Raw genomic sequence first — 20,601 nt, forward strand, 5'->3', positions numbered from 1 at the left:
ATCATACAAATATGCAACTGCCTGTGCTCGTGGCAACGCCGGAATCAGCGACGCATTAAAAAGCGATCGATACTGTATCGTCCCGGACCGGCAATGAGAAGCATCAACGCCCCCAGTCCCATCTGCGACGGATAGTCCCACTTCATGAAGCCTCCGCTAAAGCCTACTGCTGTAGCCACTACTAAGGTGCCTACTACTAACAACGCACCAAAGCGAGTCAATAGACCGAGCAAAAGTAAGATACCGCCTAACAGTTCTGCAGCCGCTGCCATTACACCTAATGTGTAAAAGCCATCGGTAATACCAAAAATAGAAAGCATGCTTCCTACCGCCGTTAAGGTTCCTTCGCCACCGGCAAACTTCAGATAGCCATGTGCTGCCATCGATGCACCAAAGCCCAAACGATAGATAAGTAAGCCCACATCTTGGTAAGCAAATAAATTCTTAAATAAAATATTCATAGTATATACACCCCACTCAAAAATCAAGGATATAAAATTTATGAATGTATAGTACAATACTTTTCTATCGTTGTCAACTTACAATCCTATTTTTTGTTAGGAATTAATCGTCACGGGATTTTATCTCGGTGCCTACAGCCATCACACTTGGTAAATATCCACCTGCCACACCATCCGTGTACTCAATAATTTTTATTTTTTCAATTTGTTCATAAACCGTTCGCAATCAATAATAAAACGTTCGTGAGTACCTTTGCCGATGATTCGATCTCCTTCACGTGCCTCTACGGCAAAAGAAACTTTGCGTCCTTCCACTGCTGTAATTGTTGCGGTTGCCGTAATTTCGGCACCTAAGGGAGATGGCGCATCATGACTAATCGCAAGCTTAATCCCTACGGTACTTTCACCGTCTTCCATGAAATCTTCTACTGCGCGTACGGCCGCCTTTTCCATTAATGCACACATTGCCGGCGTGGCAAACACCGGTAGTGTACCGCTGCCCATAACATCGGCTGTATTCACTGCCGTTACCGCTACTTCCGCTGTTCCTACTGTACCTACGCTAATTTCTTTTGCCATATTTACCTCCCGATTGCATATACACATAACCTTTTTCATACCTATTCACGCTACGCCTGTCAAACATAGGCGTGCCGACACATATGCTCCTATTATAAGCAATTCGCAAAATAAGAACAAGTCGCAAAAACCGCCCCTTTCGGTACGATTCCGAAAAGAGCGGTTTTAACATAGATTGCCTACCTGTTTGGATGTATGCTTCCTATAGAAAGCGCCACTATACTCCTTACAGAGTTCTCCATTATCACACCTGATATTTGTTATTTTATAAACTGCACATGCTTATAAATATCTTCTAAGACTTCTTCCTTGGTGGCATTGTATTCCACCTTTTTCTGTTCGAACCAGTTATTGCCATGTGTATCAATGGATACGATAAGCGGCCCGAATTCTTTTACCCGGCATGTCCACAAGGTTTCCGGCATCCCTAATTCCTTCCAGTTAGCCGACTCAATTTCTTCTACTTCCGTTGCTGCCAACACAGCATTACCTGCGGGGAATACCAAATGCAAAGCTTTAAACTCCTGGCAAGCTCGTTCCGTATTGGGACCCATACCGCCTTTACCGACAATTAATCGCACACCGGTTTCTTTTACAAATTCGTATTCGAATTTTTCCATACGCATACTTGTTGTCGGTCCTACCGATACCATTTCATAACGGTCGTCGCTGCCGTCTACCTTACGCACAATCGGTCCGGCGTGTAAAATGGCACCGTCACGTACATCCACCGGTAATTTTCTACCGTATTCTACCAAGCGGCGATGCGCTACATCACGACATGTCGTTATGTGCCCGGTAAGATATATAATATCGCCTGCTTTAATATCTTCTAAATCTGCTGCCGAAATAGGCGTTGTTAAAATTTTCTTTTCCATTAGAATTTCACCCCGCTATGAGACAATACCTGACATGCGCCGTCTTTTGTAAATACCAAGTGGCCACGACGATGGTTCCAACATCCTACATTAACGGCTACACTGATAACCGACGGATGACGAGCACCGTTTTCAATATTTACACCCATGACGGATTTATCGCCGCCCATACCCTGTGGTCCTAAATGCAATTTGTTAATGCCATCTTCCAATAGCTGTTCCATATAAGCTGCCTTTTCATTCGGATTCTTAGAGCTTACCGGACGCATCAATGCTTTCTTAGAAAATAATGCAGCCGTATCAATCGAAGTAGCTACCCCAACACCCACAAGCAGTGGCGGACATGCATTAAGACCATACGAAGTCATAAGGTCAAGTACAAATTTAGCTACCCCTTCATAGCCTTCACCGGGCATCAATGTTTTACCGCTTCCCGGCAAGGAGCAACCACCGCCGGCCATATACGGGAAGATTTCCACATCATCATGGCCCGGCACGATGTCCCACATGATATAGGGTACAGAGGTACCGATATTTTTACCTGTGTTATATTCATCAAAGGTTTCTACGCAATTATGGCGTAGCGGGGCTTCTTGCGTTGCCTTAAAGGTAGCTTCCCGTAAAATCTCTTCCAATTCACCGATTAAAGGATAATTAGATCCGCATTTTACCCAATATTGTAACACACCGGTATCCTGACAAGACGGTCGCTTGAGCTCTGCAGCCAATTGCATATTTGTCTTCATTGTTTCGTAAATTGTTTTTGCTAACGGATTCTTTTCATCGGCTGCCAATTCTTTAATTTTCGCCTCTACATCATCCGGCAACACTCGCGCCATATAGCTGACGAAATCAGCTATTTGCTGTGTCATGATCTGCACTTGTTTTTCCTTTTCCATAGCTTGTAAGCCTCCTTGCACACTCACTTTTTAACTATCTACTACGTATCTACTGTTATGTATAAGTACTCTTTGTACTTTCATACTTTGATAAAATCACACGTCTATGCCCATTTCCCGTTACGTTACTACGCACACATTGTATTTGTAGTAAACGTTCAGCCATATATTACACTTGCTGAAATCAGTCCTGTTGTGTATTACTATACACGCTTATGGGTAGAAGGGGAAGAATATAGGTAACAAAATCAATGAAACAATGGTGGACACTACTATCAGCGGAGCCCCTGCTTTCATGTAATCCATAAATGTATAGCCTGCTATGTTATACACCATCGTATTGGCCGGCATACCTATAGGCGTAGCATATGCACAGGAACCGCCGATAACGGTAGCCATCAACACGGCTTTCGGATCTGCCCCCATTTGCTGAGCCAACGAAATTCCAATAGGCACTAAAAGTGCTGTTGTTGCCGTGTTAGACATAAAGTTCGTCAAGATTGCCGACAGAATAAAGATAACCGACATCAGCAAGAACGGTGACGGATGATCGCCAAGCATGCCAATAATCGTATCGGCCACTACAGCACCGGCACCGGTTTTAACCAATGCTCCGGCTAACGCCAACGAACCTACAAACAGTAAAATTGTTTTCATGTCTATCGATTTTACCGCCGCTGTTTCGCTGATGGTCTTTGTGGCTACTAAAACCAACGCACCGATCCAAGCCGTTACATACAGCTTTACACCTAACTGCTTTTCAAAAATCATTCCTACGATAGTGGCCACCAGTACAATCGCCGCCATCCATTTTTTCCATGTCGGCACATGGCTGTAATCCGGCGTTCCCTCATAGGTATCTTCTGTTTCCCGCGTCGGTTCGTCAGGCAACAATTTATAACCGATAAGAACAAAGTAGATAATGCCCACTACCAATACCGGTAAACCGATCAGGGCGTAATCAAAAAATCCAAACGATAAATTAATCTTAGCCAAACCGGATTGAGCAATCATATTTCCCGGCGCACCGATGAGGCTAAGGTTACCACCCATGGCCGATGCCAATACCAACGGTAACAAGAATTTTGCTTTTTTAAAGCCTGCCTTTTGTGCCAAACCGATTGCTACCGGTATCAATACCGCGGCCGTTCCCGTATTCGACAAGAAGCCGGACATGACACCGGTAATCGTCATTACCGCAACGATGAGCAAGCGCTCTGTTTTTGCAAACTTAGTTACCAAGCCACCTACTTGTTGGGCCATGCCAGTTTCAAAGAAAGCGGCCCCTACAATAAACATCGCCATAAATAAAAGTACGTTGCTGTCTACAAAACCGGCGAAAGCTTCCTTTGGCGTAATAACGCCGGTCAATACCAAACCTACCGCAACTATCATCGCCGTAATCGACAGGGGAATCTTTTCCCAAACAAACATAATAATGGCAAACACTAGAAATGCCAGGGTGATTGTTACACCATCCATTGTAATGCTCCTCTCTGATTAACCTGTACTGCATCGTATCTGTGTTTCATTATACGGATTTATTAAAATCCCTCTATCCGATAATAAGGATGTGTTTATAGCATACTTTCTCTCAGCACTACCACGTATCAGTAAGGGGCATCCCCGTTTATATAAAAAAACACCGTATGGTAGATTAACTACCTACGGTGTTTTCCTTATATATTCATATCTACGTTAAATAGTATACGCAATATCTATATACAAAATCGGTATATTCGTTATTTTTTAGAAATGTCTTCTAACCGCTGCCACAACTGTTGCAATGTTGCCTTTGTATCCGCCAAGGAGGCTTCTAACTCTTTACAGCGCTGCCTGTCATGACTATAATTTTTATCTTTCACAGTTCCATACCCGGTCAGTCCGGTACGGATATATTGCTCCAACACTTGATGCACCGATGCATCATCGGCGGCTATGTATTCCTTCCAATCCTGCAATGCTGTTTGCCGTGCTATACGCCGAGCTGTCCTGCGATAAGCGGACGGTGTCGTCCTAAAATGTTTTCTAAACATCGTATTAAACGCTTTTACATCGGTAAATCCACATTCGCCGGCGATGGTAACAATTCGTTCTTCCGAATTAACCAATGCCACTGCCGCAGCCCTAAGTCGCATACGCATAACATATTCCATAAAGGAAATACCCAATTGCCGTTTAAAAAATTGTGATGCATAGCCTTCGGTGTAACCGCCAATGGCAGCAATATCCTTCAGTTCGATACGAGATGTATAGTTAGCATCGATGTAAGCAATCATCTTTTCAAACGTAGCTTCCCTGGCAACTGCCGGCGCGTGCCCATCCGGTCGAATGCGCACGGGCATAACCAGTTCCATCACTGTACGCGCCACATGCATAATAAGGCCTTCTGCCGTAATCGCTTCCATTGGAGATAAACCAGTACGCAATTCACGCTGCTTTGGCGTACGACTTTCTTGTCTATCCGGATGGCGCGCTGCTGCAGTGACACCTAAGCGCATAAACTCGGCACCCCATCGTCGCATTGCTTCAAAAGGACGCGTGTACCTTGAGTTTTTATCACTGTACACACAAAATGTATATTGCATAAAATCCGCATCATAGGCAGTCATCATCTCCGGTGGCAAATGCAATACCAACGCAATCGTATCCGGTGTCATCGCCAATGTCGCATGACCGCATTGCGGCGACAATATAATACAATCATCTGCTTCCAGCACCGTATAATCGCCATCATGACAAACCTCTACGGAGCCTTGCAGTACAATAAGTACCTCTACCTCCGGATGCCAATTATAATGATACGTACTGATTCGGTAAATGTAGCCATTCATCTGTATATGATTGTGTGTATATACATAATTAAAATAACGCATACGTTACTCTTTCTCTGACTCTGCTAATTCTTGGACTCTACTCATTCTCGGGGGTTACTAACATACGATACCGCGGACAACTTACGATATGATCATTTACTACACCAATGGCTTGCAAAAAAGAATACACAATCGTACTACCTACAAAAGTAAAGCCTCGCTTCTTTAAGTCTTTACTGATCGTATCCGACAAAGCCGTTGTTGCCGGCGCATCTTCTTCCTTTTGCCAATGCCCAACGATGGTGTTACCATCAGTAAATCCCCAGATATACGCAGCAAAGCTGTCAAACTCTTCCTGTACCTTCATAAATGCACGGGCATTCTTTTTTAGGGAAGCTATTTTTAGTCGATGGCGAATCACGTTCGGATTCTGCAATAACACCGCTTCTTTTTCATCATCATAAGCAGCAATCTTATGATAATCAAAACCATCAAAAGCGTTACGCATACCTTCCCGACGTTTCATAATCATCGTCCAACTCAATCCGGCCTGCATGGTTTCCAAAACTAAAAACTCAAAGATTGTACTGTCCTCATGCGTAGGCACACCCCATTCCGTGTCATGGTATATTGATTCTTCCGGACTCCGCTCAGCCCATGAGCAGCGGCGTCTCTCTTGTGGTCCTTTCATCCTCCCATACCTCCCAGCAGTAGTTACTACAATCTAACAAAGGCCGAGCAGTTCTAGCAATTCTTTATTTGCTTCCGCCCTGTCCGCTTCAATCGGTGCGGTAAGGCCGATGATAATTTGACGTTGCTTACTCATAAAGCCACGCAAAACACGTACCAACATGCGATTAACAGCTTCGTCCGCTGCCTCTAACAACGCATTAAATTCTGTCAACACCAGCATGTCCATTTTTACAAACCCTTCAATATAATCAGCTACATCACCGTAAGTAACACTGTCCGTATATTCCTTAGCAAATACGGCCGCCGCCTTTTCCATGACTAACCAGTTTTGCCAACGTTCATGACCGGTAGCAATTACCTTAGCTATCACATCAGCTACGTCCGCAGCCTTGCCTTCCAAAATAACCGGATCCGTAGCCGTTCCAACACCATCTACCACAACAGCGGCTACACGAGTCACAGCATCCTCCGTTCCCAACTGCTCTAACGCAATATATGTATTCGTATTCATATAATCCTCCTTAGTACCCCTTGGCAACAAGTGATGTAGCAACGTCACATACACTGTTTTACCACCAGCAACAACCTAGCTGTTTCCAATAGGGTTATCACGCATAGTCTATTAATGATTACCGACATTACATCGATAATTCTTTATTTATTGTAATATAGACGACTACTGTAACTCAATACCCCCTTTCCATATAACACAAAAGGCTGACCCCACATTACGAGGTCAGCCCCTTTGTTTATTCGTACTACGTTTACTGCCGAGATTTCATAGCCACCATAGCAGCTTCTTCGGTACGCTTCCGTACCGCTTCAATCATCGGCTTTACTTCTAAAAATTCTGCGTCAGTTAAGCGAAATGTACGACCCTTCCGTTCAAACAACGATTTTTTGCGGCCCGCGCCTGCGCGTTTACCACCCCAGTTGTTACTATTCATGGCAACTTCCTCCCTTTTTGAAAGTGTAAAAACATCAACAAAAAATCTTCTTGTTTAAATCAGTCCATCTCCTTAATCTTAGTATATACTATTCAAACGAGTAATTTCAATTATGCTTTTAACAAAACCATCAGTAATCAACGAATCGTTAAATTTTTGAGAATATCCACACCGATATGCTTACAGTTGTACTATATTATGCACGCTCCGATAGCTCCATCCATCGTTCCATTGCACTCTCCAGTTTTTCTTCGGCCTCTGCTTTTTCTGCCATTGTTCGTTCATAGGCTTCATAATCATCCGCCAACTGCACCAGCATGGCTTCATACGCCTTGATTAGGCCTTCCCTTTCAGCAATTTTTCCTTCCAGCTCTTCCAGTTCCTTTTGTTCCGCCAAATTAAGGGGCTTCTTACTACTACGCTTCGCCTGCTCCTTATCCTGCGCTTCCGCATGTATATCGCCCTCTTCAGATGAGGAACTATTTCCTACAACTACTTTATTCTCAGATACCCCACTCCCAGGCGTTGTCTGTTTTTCACCTTTGGTCTGCGTAAGACGACCGCGCTTTGCCAACGTGTCCTGTGCATCCGGTACCTGTTCCTTGTAATCCGAATACGAACCATGGAAAATACGCACGGCACCGTTTCCTTCAAAAACAAACAACTTATCTACCACACGATCTAGGAAGTAACGATCATGGCATACGGTAATCACTACACCGCCAAAGGAATCAAGAAATTCTTCCAGTACACTTAATGTGGGAATGTCTAAATCATTAGTAGGTTCATCTAACAATAACACATTCGGTGCTGACATGAGCAGCTTTAACAAGTATAAGCGTCGCCGTTCGCCGCCGGATAACTTGCGCAGCGGCACCCCATGCAACTCCGGTGTAAACAAGAACCGTTCCAACACCTGTCCGGCACTAAGTGTGGAACCATCATTGAGCACCATATAGCGATGGTCTTCACGAATGTAGTCAAGCACTCTTTGATTTTCGTCAAAAGGTGGTAGCTCCTGCGTAAAATGAGCAATTTTAACGGTTTCACCGCGCCCTACGGTTCCCTCTTGCGGTGTATAGGTTCCATCCAACAGCTTCATAAAGGTAGACTTACCAATACCGTTCGGCCCTACGATACCGATGCGATCATGCTTCACCACATGATATGTAAAATCGGTTACAATTGGTCTATCGTCAAAGGCAAAGGTAAGATGTTCCATATCAAATATGGTTTTTCCCAAACGACTGCTAAGAGCAATAGGATCCAGCGTATCTACACGACGCGATTTCTCCATAGCCGACAAGGCTTCATAGCGCTGTAAACGCGCTTTTTGTTTAGTGCTACGCGCCTGCGCACCGCGGCGCACCCACGCTAATTCATGTTTTAGCAACTTGGCTCGCTTTGCTTCTCCCGCCGCTTCTCGCGCTTCACGGTCCGCTTTCAATTCCAAAAAGGTTTCATAGGATCCTTCATAGCGATAAAAGCGACGGTTATCCAATTCTAAAATACTATTGCATACGGCATCCAAGAAATAACGATCGTGTGTACTCAACACGAATCCGCCGGATCGCGCCAATAAATATTTTTCCAACCAATCGATGCTGGCTTCATCCAAATGGTTAGTCGGTTCGTCCAATAATAAAATATCGCACGGATATAGCAGTGCCTGCCCCAAAGCCAGTCGACGACGTTCCCCGCCGGATAACAAGCGTACCGGTCGCTCTACATCGCCCAATCCCAGCTTAGTGAGAATCGTCCGCGCCTGCTGTTCTACAGACCATCCATCCTCGGCATCCATGCGATTTAATAACTTCACATAAGCCGGTGATGTAGCATCAATCTTACTTTGTCTTTCAAACTCACGAACCAATTTTAGTAACGGGTGATTGGCGAGAAAAATATTTTCCAGTAAGCTGGCCTCTTCATCAAATTGCGGAGCCTGCGGTAAATAATACACCGATGCTTTCCCGTTTCTCTCGATGCTTCCCTTGTCAGGCTCCATAACTCCGGCCAATAGTTTGAGGAACGTAGATTTGCCCGTACCGTTTACACCGATAAGCCCGATGCGTTGCTCCGTGGTAATTGTCATGGATGCATCCTTAAAGAGCAGCCGCGTACCGTATGATTTTTCTACTTCTTGTAAACTGATAACGTTCATCCTGTCGTACCTCCCATGTCTTTCGTATGTCTTACCATTATATACTACTTCCTAGAAATCGTTAACTATATTTCTCAATTTGACATTTGTTTCCTCTTTTAAGTACAATAGGGGTAATTACACAGCGACATTCAGTCGTTTTCATATGTGCATGACAATAAGGAGGAAATTATGGACAGCGACGCGGTTGGATCGTTTTATGAAGAAATGGGTTTTGAGTTAGTAGAAATCGATGATAGAGAAGTACTGTTCTATCAATTGGATGATGACGGTGCCTACGCAACAATCACCGATGATAACGGCAATGTGCCGACTGACCTAGACAGCCCGATTATTTTTTCTGTATATGATGAAAATGATTCGTATCAATGGAGCGTAACCTTAGAGGACTCCCATTATTTCGGGCAACTCTTTGCGCGCTTTGCCGCCAGTGATGATTTGCTTGCTAACTTACGCGATATTCGCCAAGAAAATATTGCTCGCTTCGACGCGTCGGAACTCTAATTCCCCGCTTACTTAGCACAAAACACCCCGCCGGGTGTGACCGATATCCCCTATCCGGTAACCGATTTGTTACCATGATAGTCATTATGATATCTACGTCACTACCCTTGCGGGGTGTTTTCTTGTAAATCGCCGATGGTTTCGAATGTGCATTTTGCCGACAGCATCGCCTCTACAGAGGCTACGATGTTAGCTGCGCCGTCCACATGCCAAGCGCGTGCCTGTTGCGACATGTTTTGCAGTCGCTCCGGATTGATAAGCAGCGCCGTCACTACATCTTCTAGATTGTGAATATCTCTAGCCCAACGAGCGCAACCTTTTTGTTCCAATAATAAGGCATTAGCTTCCTCTTGTCCCGGAATGGCATTGAAGAAAACCATAGGAATACCTACGGTAACAGCTTCCATGCAAGTCAGCGCCCCCGGCTTGGTTACCAGTAAGGCTGCCTCTGCCATCAGCTCGGGAATATCCGTCGTATAACCGTATACGCGCACCGGCGTTTGCATGCGCTCTTTCATATCCAGCAACGCTTCGTAAAGACTTGTATTACGACCGGTAACCACGGTAAATTCATCAATGGCCGCTACCTCGTCAAGACGTTGCAAGGCACTTTCCAATGATCCCAATCCCAGTCCGCCGCCCATCACGAGAACCCGTACCGGTTTTGTCAGCGCATACTGCGCAATCGCTTTATCAAAGAAATGACGTCGCACGGGAATACCCGTAACGTGAATCTTACTACAATCAATGCCGGCTTTCACCAACTCATCCACCATAACCTCCGTACCCACATAGTACGCGTCCAGCTGTGGATATACCCAAAACTGATGCACCGCAAAGTCAGTAATTACTCCGATAAGCGGCACGTCGATAAGGTTTTGTCGTTTCAATATACACGCAGCACCGCAGGGAAACGGATGAGTAAAAATCACAACGTCCGGTGACTCTTGCCGAATAAGGCGTAGCATACGACGTTTTAACAACCAAGACAATACGGTTTGGATCATACCACCCTTGCGCTCACCTTGGGAAAAGCGATACACCAAATCGTACATCATGGGAAACACGTCAATCATCTTGATGTATGTTTCCTTCAGCAAATTATCGAACGATAAGGTATCTGTCGCCAAAAAGTCAACATGCGTAATTTCCGTATCGGGACTTTGTTGCATCCAATATTCTTCTATAGCCCGTGCTGCCTGTGTGTGCCCCGTCCCTATGGACGCCGACACGATGAGCACCTTTCGATGTTTCTTCATATCACGCATACTAATCTCCTTCTCCTATCGGCTTATTATACCACATCTAAGACCGAGGAGTAATATAAAAAAGACTGCAACAGCCTTCGTACATGTCGAATGCTGCTACAGTCCTTCGCGTGTATCCTTACACGGATCTTGTTGAACCGAAGTTTGCGGTTAGCGTTAACGCATATTATTTGTTGTTAACTAATTCCTTCAACTGTTTGCCGGCTTTGAACGCAGGGGATTTGGAAGCTTCGATTTTGATTACTTCGTTAGTCTGCGGATTGCGGCCTTCGCGAGCCTGGCGTTCACGTACTTCGAACGTACCGAAACCGATTACCTGTACTTTTTCGCCTTTTGCCAATTCTTCAGCAACAGTATCGAAAACAGCTTTAACTGCTTTTTCAGCATCTTTCTTAGTTAAATCCGTTTTCTGAGCTACGCTTGCGATTAATTCTGTTTTGTTCATGACAGAACCTCCTTAAAAATTTGAATATATCCATTCAAATGCCATCTTGCGGCTTGCCACAAGTTACACAGAATGACTTCTCTCGTTCACCTTAGCTGCATCCCAATACGAATCCAATTCAGCCAGGGTTAATTCATCCCACGATGTATTACTGCTTCGGACACAGTGCTCGACATATGAAAAACGTCGGTAAAACTTAGTATTGGTGCGGTTCAGTGCATTTTCACCGCCTATTTTATACCATCTCAACAGATTAATCAAGGAAAAAAGCACATCTCCCGCTTCCAATTCAGCATTTTTGCGGTCTCCCGCCGCTACAGCTTCTTTAAATTCATCAATTTCTTCGTAAAATTTATTCCATACCGGCTCTACCGAATCCCAGTCAAATCCTACTTTGGCGGCTTTTTCCTGTAGCTTCTGAGCGCGCAGAAGTGCCGGCAACCCTTTGGAAACACCATCTAAAAGACCGCGCCGTTCATGACCGCGTTCCTGTGCTTTCAAAGCTTCCCAGGACAATACGGCCGTTGCCGCCCCTTCGCTGTCCGTACGATTAAATACATGCGGATGTCGGCGGATCATCTTAGTCGTAATATCATCGATCACATCTTGCAAGCTGAATTGTCCTGCTTCCTCCGCCAGGCGTGCGTGAAATACAATCTGTAATAGCACATCGCCTAACTCTTCCCGTAAATTGTCCACATCTTCGTTATCGATGGCTTCCAACACTTCGTAGATTTCTTCCAATAAATATCTTCGCAAGGTGCTGTGTGTTTGCAGTCGATCCCAAGGACATCCATCCGGTGCCCGCAATGCTGCCACTACATCACGCAGGGGAGCCAGTGTAAACGGGGCGTCTTCCTCTTTCTGCATAGGCAACACCACCAGTGACCAGCTATATTCCGTCTGCTTTACCATTGCCGTCACATCCGTAGTTTCATCTTCCGGTATCCATAGCAACTCCTCTTGCCCGCTTGGCTCCGCATGAGACGCAATTCCCAACCACACTCGTCGACGCGCCTTGCCTAAACGTGAGGTTACCACCTCTATTACCCTTGACCAAGTTTCGGCCGTAATAGCCCGGATAAGAACAGCATCGCTCATATCGAAAGGCATGCGATCAATACGCACTGCCGATGTTACATATATCGCATCATCGGCTTGTATATATTCTTTATCACGCAACAATGTCACATAGTCCACTACGCATTCTCCTTTCGACGTAATCGCTTTCCAATAAACGGCAAATGATATATATCTTCCTTCTCTAATGCTTTTGTCAGCAGTAATGCGCCGCCGTATACGACAACGGCACCTACAATGGCTAACAGTACGGCAACTGCATTTCCCGTTAAGGACAGTGCCATATAGTAAACCACAACAGCCGCACCGCCCATAGCTAATGCGGCGCAGGCAATTTTCATCATCAATAACAGCGGCAGTCGGTACCCAATATATTTGTAGACAAATATCATATTTAAAGCAGCCGCTAAACCAAAGTCAATATTCGTCGACCACGCGGCGCCGTTAATTCCCCATTCCGGTTGTGCCGTCAAATACCAGCTAAGGGGAATTTTTAAAATCGTACAGACAATGAGATTAATCATAGGAATCGCCGTTCGTCCCAACCCTTGTAGGACACCGGTAGTAACCTGCTGCATCCCCAAGAGAAAAATACTAAGACTCATGACTGCAATCGGGCCGCCTGCATTCGGCGTCGCATACAGCATAGACGACACCGGTGTAGCCAACACGCAAAGGCCAACGAAAGCGGGGATGGTAATCAACGCGGCAATCTTCATTGCCATATGTGTACGCTGCCTGATTTCCTCCATATTTCGCTTTGCATAGGCTTCCGATATAGCCGGCACTAAACTGGCCGCTAACGAAGTAGTCAGGATCACCGGCAGATTTACCAATGACGTGGCCATGCCCGTCAAATACCCGAACAAGGTGGTCGCTTCTCGAACGGTGTAACCTGCCTCCACCAAGCGCCGCGGCACAACGCCTAAATCAATGCCCGAAACAATCGGCATCATAATGTTCGCCATGGATACGGGAATGGCCAAGATAATTAACCGTTTCATAATGGCTAGCGCCGTTTCCGTTGTTGCCTGTGGATTTTGTGTTATCAGTAATTCCTGTCGCACCTTCCGTTGGCGTCGATAAAAGTAAAGCAGTACCAACAGTCCTGCCGTCACGCCCGGTAGCGTAGCCAAGCTGGCACCGGCCGCTGCCCAGTGAAGCCCCTTCGGCAAAAGCCAATAAGCGAGGCCCACCATCGCAGTTACACGAAACAGCTGTTCAAATACTTGGGACATCCCCGTCGGCAACATATCTTGGAATCCCTGGAAATATCCGCGCAAGCAGCTGAGCAATGTCACCACAAAAATAGATGGCGACAATGCCAAAATAGCGTAATACGCTCGCGGATCTGTTACCAAGCCACCCCTGTCTATAAGGAGAGGTGTAGCAAAATACATGGCCACACTGAATACAAGCCCCAACGTGGCCAGCAGGCTCATGGAAACGCGGTGGATTTTCTGCACGCCCAACGCATCATTATTCGCCAACTTATCGGCCACCATAATCGATATGGCCACCGGCAATCCTGCCGTAGCTATACTTACAATAATCTGATAAATCGGATAGGCCATCTGATACAAGCCAATACCTTCACCACCGAGGATGCGTGCCAATATGACCTTACTGAAAGCGCCCATAATTTTAACCACTATACCGGCAATGGTTAAAATCATAGCCCCCTTTAAGAATCGATTCATCCGGTACCTCCGTTTTCTTACCGTTAACGACGTTCCAATTCCGTCAACAAATTTTCTACAATCGGTATACGTGCCCCCGTCAACGAGGACACATTATATACCAGGGTCGTCGCTTTACCATCCTTCCCTTCGGTAAATTTTATACGTTTCCATACGGCTTCGTCAACTGCTGCCATATCCCAGCCTGCCATTTTGCTGTCATCCGCCCATACCAATGTCAGCCTTTGTCCGCGCCATACCAGGCTCTTAAGACCTAACGCACGAGCTGTTTCTCTTACCCGAGCCAAGCGAAGCAACGCATCCACCGGCGGTGTCGGTGTACCGAAGCGATCCACTAATTCATCGGTAAAATCATTGAGTTCTTCCTGCGTCTTAATATGTAACAGACGCTGGTATAAGGTAATCTTCCGTGCACTGTCCGGAATGTATGCATCATCAATAAAAGCATCTATTTCAAGATCGATCACCGGATCCGGTACTTCTTTAGGAGCTTCTTCCTTGTGCTGCGCCTTGGCAATCGCCGCTTCCAACATCGTACAATACATAGCAAATCCAACGGAAGCAATATTACCATGCTGCTGTGAGCCCAACAGATTCCCGGCCCCGCGTATTTCCAAATCGCGCATAGCCAATTTAAAGCCGGCCCCCAGCTCTGTAAATTCTTCGATGGCCTTTAATCGTTTTTCCGCCGCTTCACTGAGCATTTTGTCCGGACGATACATAAAGTACGCATAGGCTCGCCGTCTCGAGCGCCCTACGCGACCACGCATCTGGTATAACTGTGACAATCCCAGATGATCCGCATCATATACAATAATTGTATTGGCATTAGGAATATCAAGACCTGTTTCGATAATACTCGTGCAGAGCAACAAATCATAATGGCCTTCATAAAAATCAACCATAATGGCTTCCATTTGTGAACCGGTCATCTGCCCGTGGGCAATGGCAAAGCGTAAATCCGGCATAGCCTGCGATAACAGTTCTGCCATATGTTCAATGGATTGCACGCGATTATATACAAAATACACCTGACCACCACGCTGAATTTCGCGGCGTACCGCATCGACAATAATCTGCATGTCATATTCCACCACATAGGTTTGCACCGGCAAGCGTTCTTCCGGCGGTGTATTAATAACACTCATTTCCCGCACTCCCACCAGTGACATATGAAGGGTACGCGGAATCGGTGTCGCACTCAATGTTAACACATCAATATTAGTGGCCCAGCTCTTCCATTTTTCTTTCTGTGCTACGCCAAAGCGTTGTTCTTCATCCACCACGAGAAGTCCCAGGTCTTTAAAGTGAATTTTTTTATTCAACAGTGCATGCGTGCCGATAACAATATCCACTTCGCCGCTTTCCGCGCGTCGCATAATCTCCCGTTTTTCTTTAACACTGCGGAATCGGTTGAGCACATCCACTTTTGCGCCGAACGGTGTAAATCGATCGGAAAAGGTTTGAAAATGCTGCTGTGCCAATACTGTAGTCGGTACCAAAACCGCTACCTGTTTACCGCTCATAATCGCTTTGAAAATGGCGCGCATCGCCACTTCCGTCTTGCCGAATCCCACATCACCGCAGAGCAATCGATCCATAGGATACGGCTTTTCCATGGACTCTTTAATTTCTCGCGTTGCCTGCAGCTGATCTTCTGTTTCCTCATAAGGAAACGCATCTTCAAATTCCTGTTGCCACGGCTGATCTGGTAAAAAGGCAAAGCCTTCCACTACTTCGCGCTGTGCGTACAACGCAACCAGCTTCTCCGCCAAATCATCAATTGATTTTTGCGCCTTATTCTTAATTTTACGCCATTCACCGCCACCCATTTTATGAATCCGCGGCGTCTCTCCTTCATTGCCGATATATTTTTGCAGTTGGTCAAGATTGTCCGCCGGCAAAAAGAGGCGATCCGTACCGGCATAGGCAATTTCAATATAATCCTTGTGAATGCCTTCCGTTTCGATTGTCTTAAGCCCTACATATTTCCCGATACCATGCACGCTGTGTACCACATAATCGCCAACCTTTAAGTCGGTAAAGTAATTAATCTCTCTCCCTTTGGCTGCCTTCTTGCGAAGCTTCCTTTTTTGCTGACCAAAAATATTGCCTTCCGTAACCACCACCAGGCGACAATGAGGCAGCTCGAAACCTTCCGACAACAGTCCCTGCATGATGAGAACAGAACCTTCCGGATCCATTGGCTGTCGGGATCGATTAAAGTGAATGCCTTCCTCTGTAAGTGCCCGTTCAATCCCTTCTCGTCGCTGTTGGTTATTCATGACGATGATCACGCGATGTCCGTTTCGTTGCCACTGCTTAATTTCATCTGTCAATAACGGTATCTGTCGTTCAAAGGATGTCATGGATTTCCCTTGTACTCCAATGCCGGTATAGCCACTAAGTCCGGACAAGCGCTGCTGCAAAAAGGTAAAGGCTATTTCTCCTTGGCTTCGTATGGATCGTACTGCTTCCGACCAGTCGCAAAAATCGGTGAGATGACTTCGATCCTCTTTAATAAAACTCTTCCAAGCCTCTTGAATACGTCCCGGTTCGTCAAAGACGATAAGGCCCCGGGCCGCATAAGAAAGCAAGGTAGCGCTGCGCTCTTCATTTTCGGTACGCAACGGCACCACCAAACAGCTATCCATCGATTCCAACGAACGTTGCGTATCCAAAGAAAAGCTTCGAATCGTATCAATAGTATCACCGAAGAATTCGATGCGATACGGTACCTCACTATTGACCGGGAACATATCCACAATATCTCCGCGTACACTGAAATGCCCGCGTTGTTCTACTTGATCGGTTCGCTCATACCCCATTCCTACCAACCGTTCCAACATATCGTCACGGTCAATGGTATCATCTACCGAAAAAACAATGACATTGCTTTGCACCTGTTCCGGTTCGGGCAATCGTTGAGCTGCTTCCTCTGCCGTAGCAATAACTACCACCGGTGTATTCATGACTAAGGAGCCAAGTGCTCGCATTTGCGCGGCGTGATGTTCCAAACTTCGTGCCGATACGGCAAAACTTACCGACTCGGTTACCGGAAAAGACATGACCGGCACGTCCGGTAGCAAACATGCCAAGTCCCGTTCCCACTGCTCTCGATGCTCTTTATCATGGACGACAACAATCGTCGGACGCTGACCGTAATCAATCATAGCTCGGCTATACAGGAATGTCTTTTGCGAACCGCCCAATCCATATATCAAATGTTTCTTTGTTGATGCAATCGCAGCCTCAGCTTCTTTAAAAGCCGGATACGCTTGCAGTAACTCTGTGATTTCTTTCATTCTATATTACAAGACCTTTCGTAATAGTTGCCCAGTCTTCCCTTCGACTAGCCACTCTTTTTCAGTCACGCCAAAACGGGCTTTAGCAAAGCCAAAGCCCGTAATTAATCACGTCTATGTCATTAATCGTACCACATTAGTAGCATATAGACAACACTTCGCTATTCAATAACGCGATTCATCTATACGCTAAGCTAACGCCACACTCGTATCCTAGCCACTATCCTTCACGCACAAGCCGGTATCCATCACGTTCAATCTAGCATCCATCACATGCTAGCCAGCGTCTTTGACCTTCCAGTAGTATCTTTCGTGTCCCTTTATTTTCCGGGTAGTATCCTTTACCCTCTGGTTGATATACTTCACCTTCCGACTAGTATCCTTAGCATTCTAGTTAGTATCCTTAGCATTCTAGTTAGTGTCCGTCACATTCTGCTTAGTGTCCATCACGTTCTAGTTAGTAGATGCCTTTGTTTTATGGCTTCCCCATATACCGATCCCCAATAGAATAATAATGGAAATGATAACTGCAACCTGTCCCGATATACTGGGACCGCCTACCACAAACTTGCTGGCTACACCCGGCACAGCCGCCAAATTAAAATTATGTGCTACAGCCGCACCTAAGAGCATTCCCAATACAGTCATTGCCGAGTCAGATGATCCGGAACCGGCCAATACCAATTGACGAAGAGGACATCCACCGGCCAGCGTCGCCGCCAGACCTACACCATACATAGAAGCTATATTCCAAAGCACATCACCATGAGCAATAGGTCCGAAGGCAGCTATATTAAAATGCCCTGTCCCTAAATTATATATCAGCATGATAACGAAAATACCAATAATACTGCAAAGCATCGTACTATCTTTATACATCATCACATTACGAAAAGCACCGGAAAAACACATCCGCGTACGTTGCGCAATAATACCAAAGATCAAACCGGCAAGCCAAGAAAAGAAAACCGGCGCATGCATAGAACCCGGTCCTTTTGTACTTACCGCAAACAAGGTTGTTGCCACACTGATAATAAATAAAACGGCCACCAGCAACGGGACTGTATACCCTTGACTCTTACGTGTAGCCACCGCTTCACCTAAAGTGTATCCCTTCTTCAAAAATACGATACCGGTAGCCAAACCACCTAAGAATCCTACCAAGCCTACATACGCACTCATATCACCGGCCGACATGCGCAACACCATACGCAAAGGACATCCTAAAAATACAAGCGCGCAAATCATCATGATAGCACCTAATAATACACGTATAGGTGTAGAGCCGCTACCGCTAGAACCAAATTCACCGGACTTAAGAGAAACTATAAATGCCCCTAAGATGATTCCCACAATTTCCGGTCGAAAATACTGTACTGCCGCAGCATTATGAAATTTCATTGCCCCTGCCATATCTCTAATAAAGCAAGCTGCACATAATGCCATATTCGCCGGATTTCCCATATAAGCTAATCCAGCCGTAAAAATACCGGCAATAGCCCCTAATAACAATAATCCCTTTTTCTGATACCAAAACTCCATGTTATATCCTCCTCTACCTAAGGCATTGATTAACAATGCCAGCTTCTGACGGCTCCCATTATAATAAAGCGAGTTATTATTTTCAATGATATATTTAAAAGTAAAATATATTAATTTCTCATTTATTCCCCCTACTAGTTATCCTTTAAAATACGTTTAAGTTAATTCGACTCACATTAACTAACAAACTATCTCTGCACCATATGCATATCAACCGCATTTCAATTCATAGTAAAATAAAATATATTGCAAAAACCAATAAAAGCCTTACTGTATAATTGACATTTACGGTCTCTTCTGATAGAATTATAGACGTTCCAATACGCGGAAGTGGCGGAATTGGCAGACGCACCAGACTTAGGATCTGGCGCCTTACGGCGTGGGGGTTCAAGTCCCTTCTTCCGCACCAAATAAAAGCACGAGTCAAATGACTCGTGCTTTTCTCATTATATAGTAAACAAAACAAAAAGACACAATTCTTATTATTCGTCGAGAATCGTGTCTTTTTATTTGTATTGCTTATGCAATTGAAGATGATGAAAATGTACGCCCATACATTATCATGACAATATATTAACACTTTCGTGATAATACCGAACGACTACATATTGGCTCGTCCCCGATATCTCCTTACAGCATTAATATATAAATCGTATGAACAAAAAAACCTTTTCATACGACACATACGAAAAGGATTCTATAATTCTCCTCCCTATCGCTCGTAGGTCAAATGGTGAACGATGAATGGGCAGTTCTCCTGACTTGGCTTCATAGCTCCTCCTGCCTTCCCAGTTACCCAGTGACATATCGGATTCGCTCTTCCTTACAGTGGCGGGACCGTGCCGGACTTTAACCGGCTTCTCTATTATGCTTACGCACCCATTCCCAAATATGTAATTGCGATGTTCTCTCAAGAACAATCATATAATATCATACTATATGTTAATCTGTCAAATAAAGTAAAAAGCCACACTCTCGTGTGGCTAACTTTGGTGACCCAGGAGGGATTCGAACCCCCGGCCTTTTGATTCGTAGTCAAACGCTCTATCCAGCTGAGCTACTGAGTCATATATAATTGTTGGCAGGGGCAGTAGGACTTGAACCCACAACCAACGGTTTTGGAGACCGCTACTCTACCAATTGAGCTATACCCCTGTGTCTCAACGACTTAATCAGTATACCATGTATTGGCGACTGTGTCAAGTGCTTTTTTGTAGCAGCACCATTTTTTCTTTAAGACCGATGACCCCACCGGCCTTAAAGAAGTGAATCAGCGACTTCCTATCCTCCCGGGCCGTCTCCAGCCAAGTACTTTCGGCGTTT

Annotated in this window: 17 protein-coding genes, 3 tRNA genes and 1 riboswitch; of the genes, 2 read left to right on the forward strand and 18 right to left on the reverse strand. The window is 45.3% G+C overall.

Annotation, left to right across the window (positions count from 1 at the left end):
- Window positions 1-44: 44 nt before the first annotated feature.
- The 10 genes from Q5873_RS08695 to Q5873_RS08740 form a co-directional block, all read right to left on the reverse strand.
- Entirely contained in the window at window positions 45-461 is a 417-nt protein-coding gene (locus Q5873_RS08695) for a DoxX family protein (RefSeq protein ID WP_028255191.1), read from the reverse strand.
- Between the two features lie 192 nt (window positions 462-653).
- Window positions 654-1,040, reverse strand: coding sequence for a thioesterase family protein (locus Q5873_RS08700; protein WP_038154961.1), 387 nt, complete (start codon window positions 1,038-1,040; stop codon window positions 654-656).
- Window positions 1,041-1,300: 260 nt separating this feature from the next.
- Window positions 1,301-1,918 carry a L(+)-tartrate dehydratase subunit beta gene (gene ttdB, locus Q5873_RS08705; RefSeq protein ID WP_028255193.1) on the reverse strand — a complete coding sequence of 206 codons (618 nt, stop codon included), beginning with the start codon at window positions 1,916-1,918 and terminating at the stop codon, window positions 1,301-1,303.
- Window positions 1,918-2,817: a L(+)-tartrate dehydratase subunit alpha gene (gene ttdA, locus Q5873_RS08710; RefSeq protein WP_303060460.1), complete on the reverse strand. Its 900-nt coding sequence runs from the start codon at window positions 2,815-2,817 to the stop codon at window positions 1,918-1,920. Before ttdA ends, ttdB begins: the two co-directional genes overlap by 1 nt.
- Window positions 2,818-3,030: 213 nt before the next feature.
- Window positions 3,031-4,299, reverse strand: coding sequence for an SLC13 family permease (locus Q5873_RS08715; RefSeq protein ID WP_288190019.1), 1,269 nt, complete (start codon window positions 4,297-4,299; stop codon window positions 3,031-3,033).
- A 260-nt stretch (window positions 4,300-4,559) separates the two neighbouring features.
- Window positions 4,560-5,693 (reverse strand): AraC family transcriptional regulator, encoded by a 1,134-nt coding sequence (locus Q5873_RS08720; protein WP_028255196.1) that lies wholly within the window; start codon window positions 5,691-5,693, stop codon window positions 4,560-4,562.
- 37 nt (window positions 5,694-5,730) lie between these two features.
- Entirely contained in the window at window positions 5,731-6,324 is a 594-nt protein-coding gene (locus Q5873_RS08725) for a DNA-3-methyladenine glycosylase I (protein ID WP_303060461.1), read from the reverse strand.
- A gap of 33 nt (window positions 6,325-6,357) precedes the next feature.
- Window positions 6,358-6,837, reverse strand: a complete 480-nt coding sequence (locus Q5873_RS08730; protein ID WP_288302209.1) for a hypothetical protein — start codon at window positions 6,835-6,837, stop codon at window positions 6,358-6,360.
- A 253-nt stretch (window positions 6,838-7,090) separates the two neighbouring features.
- Window positions 7,091-7,273: a hypothetical protein gene (locus tag Q5873_RS08735; RefSeq protein ID WP_028255199.1), complete on the reverse strand. Its 183-nt coding sequence runs from the start codon at window positions 7,271-7,273 to the stop codon at window positions 7,091-7,093.
- Window positions 7,274-7,469: 196 nt separating this feature from the next.
- Window positions 7,470-9,434 (reverse strand): ABC-F family ATP-binding cassette domain-containing protein, encoded by a 1,965-nt coding sequence (locus tag Q5873_RS08740; RefSeq protein WP_303060462.1) that lies wholly within the window; start codon window positions 9,432-9,434, stop codon window positions 7,470-7,472.
- A gap of 171 nt (window positions 9,435-9,605) precedes the next feature.
- Here Q5873_RS08740 and Q5873_RS08745 point away from each other — a divergent pair, with 171 nt between their 5' ends.
- The gene (locus Q5873_RS08745; protein ID WP_303060463.1) at window positions 9,606-9,938 is read left to right on the forward strand and encodes a hypothetical protein; all 333 of its coding nucleotides are present in this window, start codon (window positions 9,606-9,608) and stop codon (window positions 9,936-9,938) included.
- Window positions 9,939-10,039: 101 nt separating this feature from the next.
- On the opposite strand, the gene Q5873_RS08750 is transcribed toward Q5873_RS08745, so the two are convergent.
- From Q5873_RS08750 to yedE, 6 genes are all read right to left on the reverse strand, one after another.
- Window positions 10,040-11,197 (reverse strand): MGDG synthase family glycosyltransferase, encoded by a 1,158-nt coding sequence (locus Q5873_RS08750; protein WP_303060466.1) that lies wholly within the window; start codon window positions 11,195-11,197, stop codon window positions 10,040-10,042.
- Window positions 11,198-11,372: 175 nt separating this feature from the next.
- A complete protein-coding gene (locus Q5873_RS08755; RefSeq protein ID WP_028255203.1) occupies window positions 11,373-11,651 on the reverse strand; it encodes an HU family DNA-binding protein in 279 nt (92 codons plus the stop codon).
- 63 nt (window positions 11,652-11,714) lie between these two features.
- On the reverse strand, window positions 11,715-12,851 hold the full coding sequence (mazG, locus tag Q5873_RS08760; protein WP_288302211.1) for a nucleoside triphosphate pyrophosphohydrolase: 1,137 nt from the start codon (window positions 12,849-12,851) through the stop codon (window positions 11,715-11,717).
- A complete protein-coding gene (locus Q5873_RS08765; RefSeq protein ID WP_288302212.1) occupies window positions 12,851-14,431 on the reverse strand; it encodes a putative polysaccharide biosynthesis protein in 1,581 nt (526 codons plus the stop codon). The genes mazG and Q5873_RS08765 overlap by 1 nt, the downstream gene beginning before the upstream one ends.
- A 23-nt stretch (window positions 14,432-14,454) precedes the next feature.
- Window positions 14,455-17,736, reverse strand: coding sequence for a transcription-repair coupling factor (gene mfd / locus Q5873_RS08770; protein WP_303060464.1), 3,282 nt, complete (start codon window positions 17,734-17,736; stop codon window positions 14,455-14,457).
- A gap of 453 nt (window positions 17,737-18,189) precedes the next feature.
- Window positions 18,190-19,278 (reverse strand): YedE family putative selenium transporter, encoded by a 1,089-nt coding sequence (gene yedE, locus Q5873_RS08775; protein ID WP_303060465.1) that lies wholly within the window; start codon window positions 19,276-19,278, stop codon window positions 18,190-18,192.
- Window positions 19,279-19,602: 324 nt separating this feature from the next.
- Here yedE and Q5873_RS08780 point away from each other — a divergent pair.
- Window positions 19,603-19,687, forward strand: a tRNA-Leu gene (locus Q5873_RS08780).
- 321 nt (window positions 19,688-20,008) lie between these two features.
- A riboswitch (cobalamin riboswitch) is annotated at window positions 20,009-20,176 on the reverse strand.
- Between the two features lie 92 nt (window positions 20,177-20,268).
- On the opposite strand, the gene Q5873_RS08785 is transcribed toward Q5873_RS08780, so the two are convergent.
- Together Q5873_RS08785 and Q5873_RS08790 are read right to left on the reverse strand one after the other, a co-directional pair.
- Window positions 20,269-20,345, reverse strand: a tRNA-Arg gene (locus Q5873_RS08785).
- Between the two features lie 12 nt (window positions 20,346-20,357).
- Window positions 20,358-20,433: transfer RNA gene (locus tag Q5873_RS08790), tRNA-Trp, on the reverse strand.
- Window positions 20,434-20,601 lie beyond the last annotated feature (168 nt).

The organism is Veillonella magna (genome assembly GCF_959600285.1).
GTDB lineage: Bacteria > Bacillota > Negativicutes > Veillonellales > Veillonellaceae > Veillonella_A > Veillonella_A magna.

Bases quoted from the DNA above. Each gene is read 5' to 3' on its own strand.
- Q5873_RS08745 (WP_303060463.1), top strand. From the start codon at position 9,606: ATGGACAGCGACGCGGTTGGATCGTTTTATGAAGAAATGGGTTTTGAG.
- Q5873_RS08730 (WP_288302209.1), bottom strand. From the start codon at position 6,837: ATGAATACGAATACATATATTGCGTTAGAGCAGTTGGGAACGGAGGAT.
- Q5873_RS08750 (WP_303060466.1), bottom strand. From the start codon at position 11,197: ATGAAGAAACATCGAAAGGTGCTCATCGTGTCGGCGTCCATAGGGACG.
- mfd (WP_303060464.1), bottom strand. From the start codon at position 17,736: ATGAAAGAAATCACAGAGTTACTGCAAGCGTATCCGGCTTTTAAAGAA.
- Q5873_RS08725 (WP_303060461.1), bottom strand. From the start codon at position 6,324: ATGAAAGGACCACAAGAGAGACGCCGCTGCTCATGGGCTGAGCGGAGT.
- Q5873_RS08695 (WP_028255191.1), bottom strand. From the start codon at position 461: ATGAATATTTTATTTAAGAATTTATTTGCTTACCAAGATGTGGGCTTA.
- Q5873_RS08720 (WP_028255196.1), bottom strand. From the start codon at position 5,693: ATGCGTTATTTTAATTATGTATATACACACAATCATATACAGATGAAT.
- Q5873_RS08765 (WP_288302212.1), bottom strand. From the start codon at position 14,431: ATGAATCGATTCTTAAAGGGGGCTATGATTTTAACCATTGCCGGTATA.
- ttdB (WP_028255193.1), bottom strand. From the start codon at position 1,918: ATGGAAAAGAAAATTTTAACAACGCCTATTTCGGCAGCAGATTTAGAA.
- Q5873_RS08740 (WP_303060462.1), bottom strand. From the start codon at position 9,434: ATGAACGTTATCAGTTTACAAGAAGTAGAAAAATCATACGGTACGCGG.
- Q5873_RS08735 (WP_028255199.1), bottom strand. From the start codon at position 7,273: ATGAATAGTAACAACTGGGGTGGTAAACGCGCAGGCGCGGGCCGCAAA.
- ttdA (WP_303060460.1), bottom strand. From the start codon at position 2,817: ATGGAAAAGGAAAAACAAGTGCAGATCATGACACAGCAAATAGCTGAT.
- yedE (WP_303060465.1), bottom strand. From the start codon at position 19,278: ATGGAGTTTTGGTATCAGAAAAAGGGATTATTGTTATTAGGGGCTATT.
- Q5873_RS08700 (WP_038154961.1), bottom strand. From the start codon at position 1,040: ATGGCAAAAGAAATTAGCGTAGGTACAGTAGGAACAGCGGAAGTAGCG.
- Q5873_RS08715 (WP_288190019.1), bottom strand. From the start codon at position 4,299: ATGGATGGTGTAACAATCACCCTGGCATTTCTAGTGTTTGCCATTATT.
- Q5873_RS08755 (WP_028255203.1), bottom strand. From the start codon at position 11,651: ATGAACAAAACAGAATTAATCGCAAGCGTAGCTCAGAAAACGGATTTA.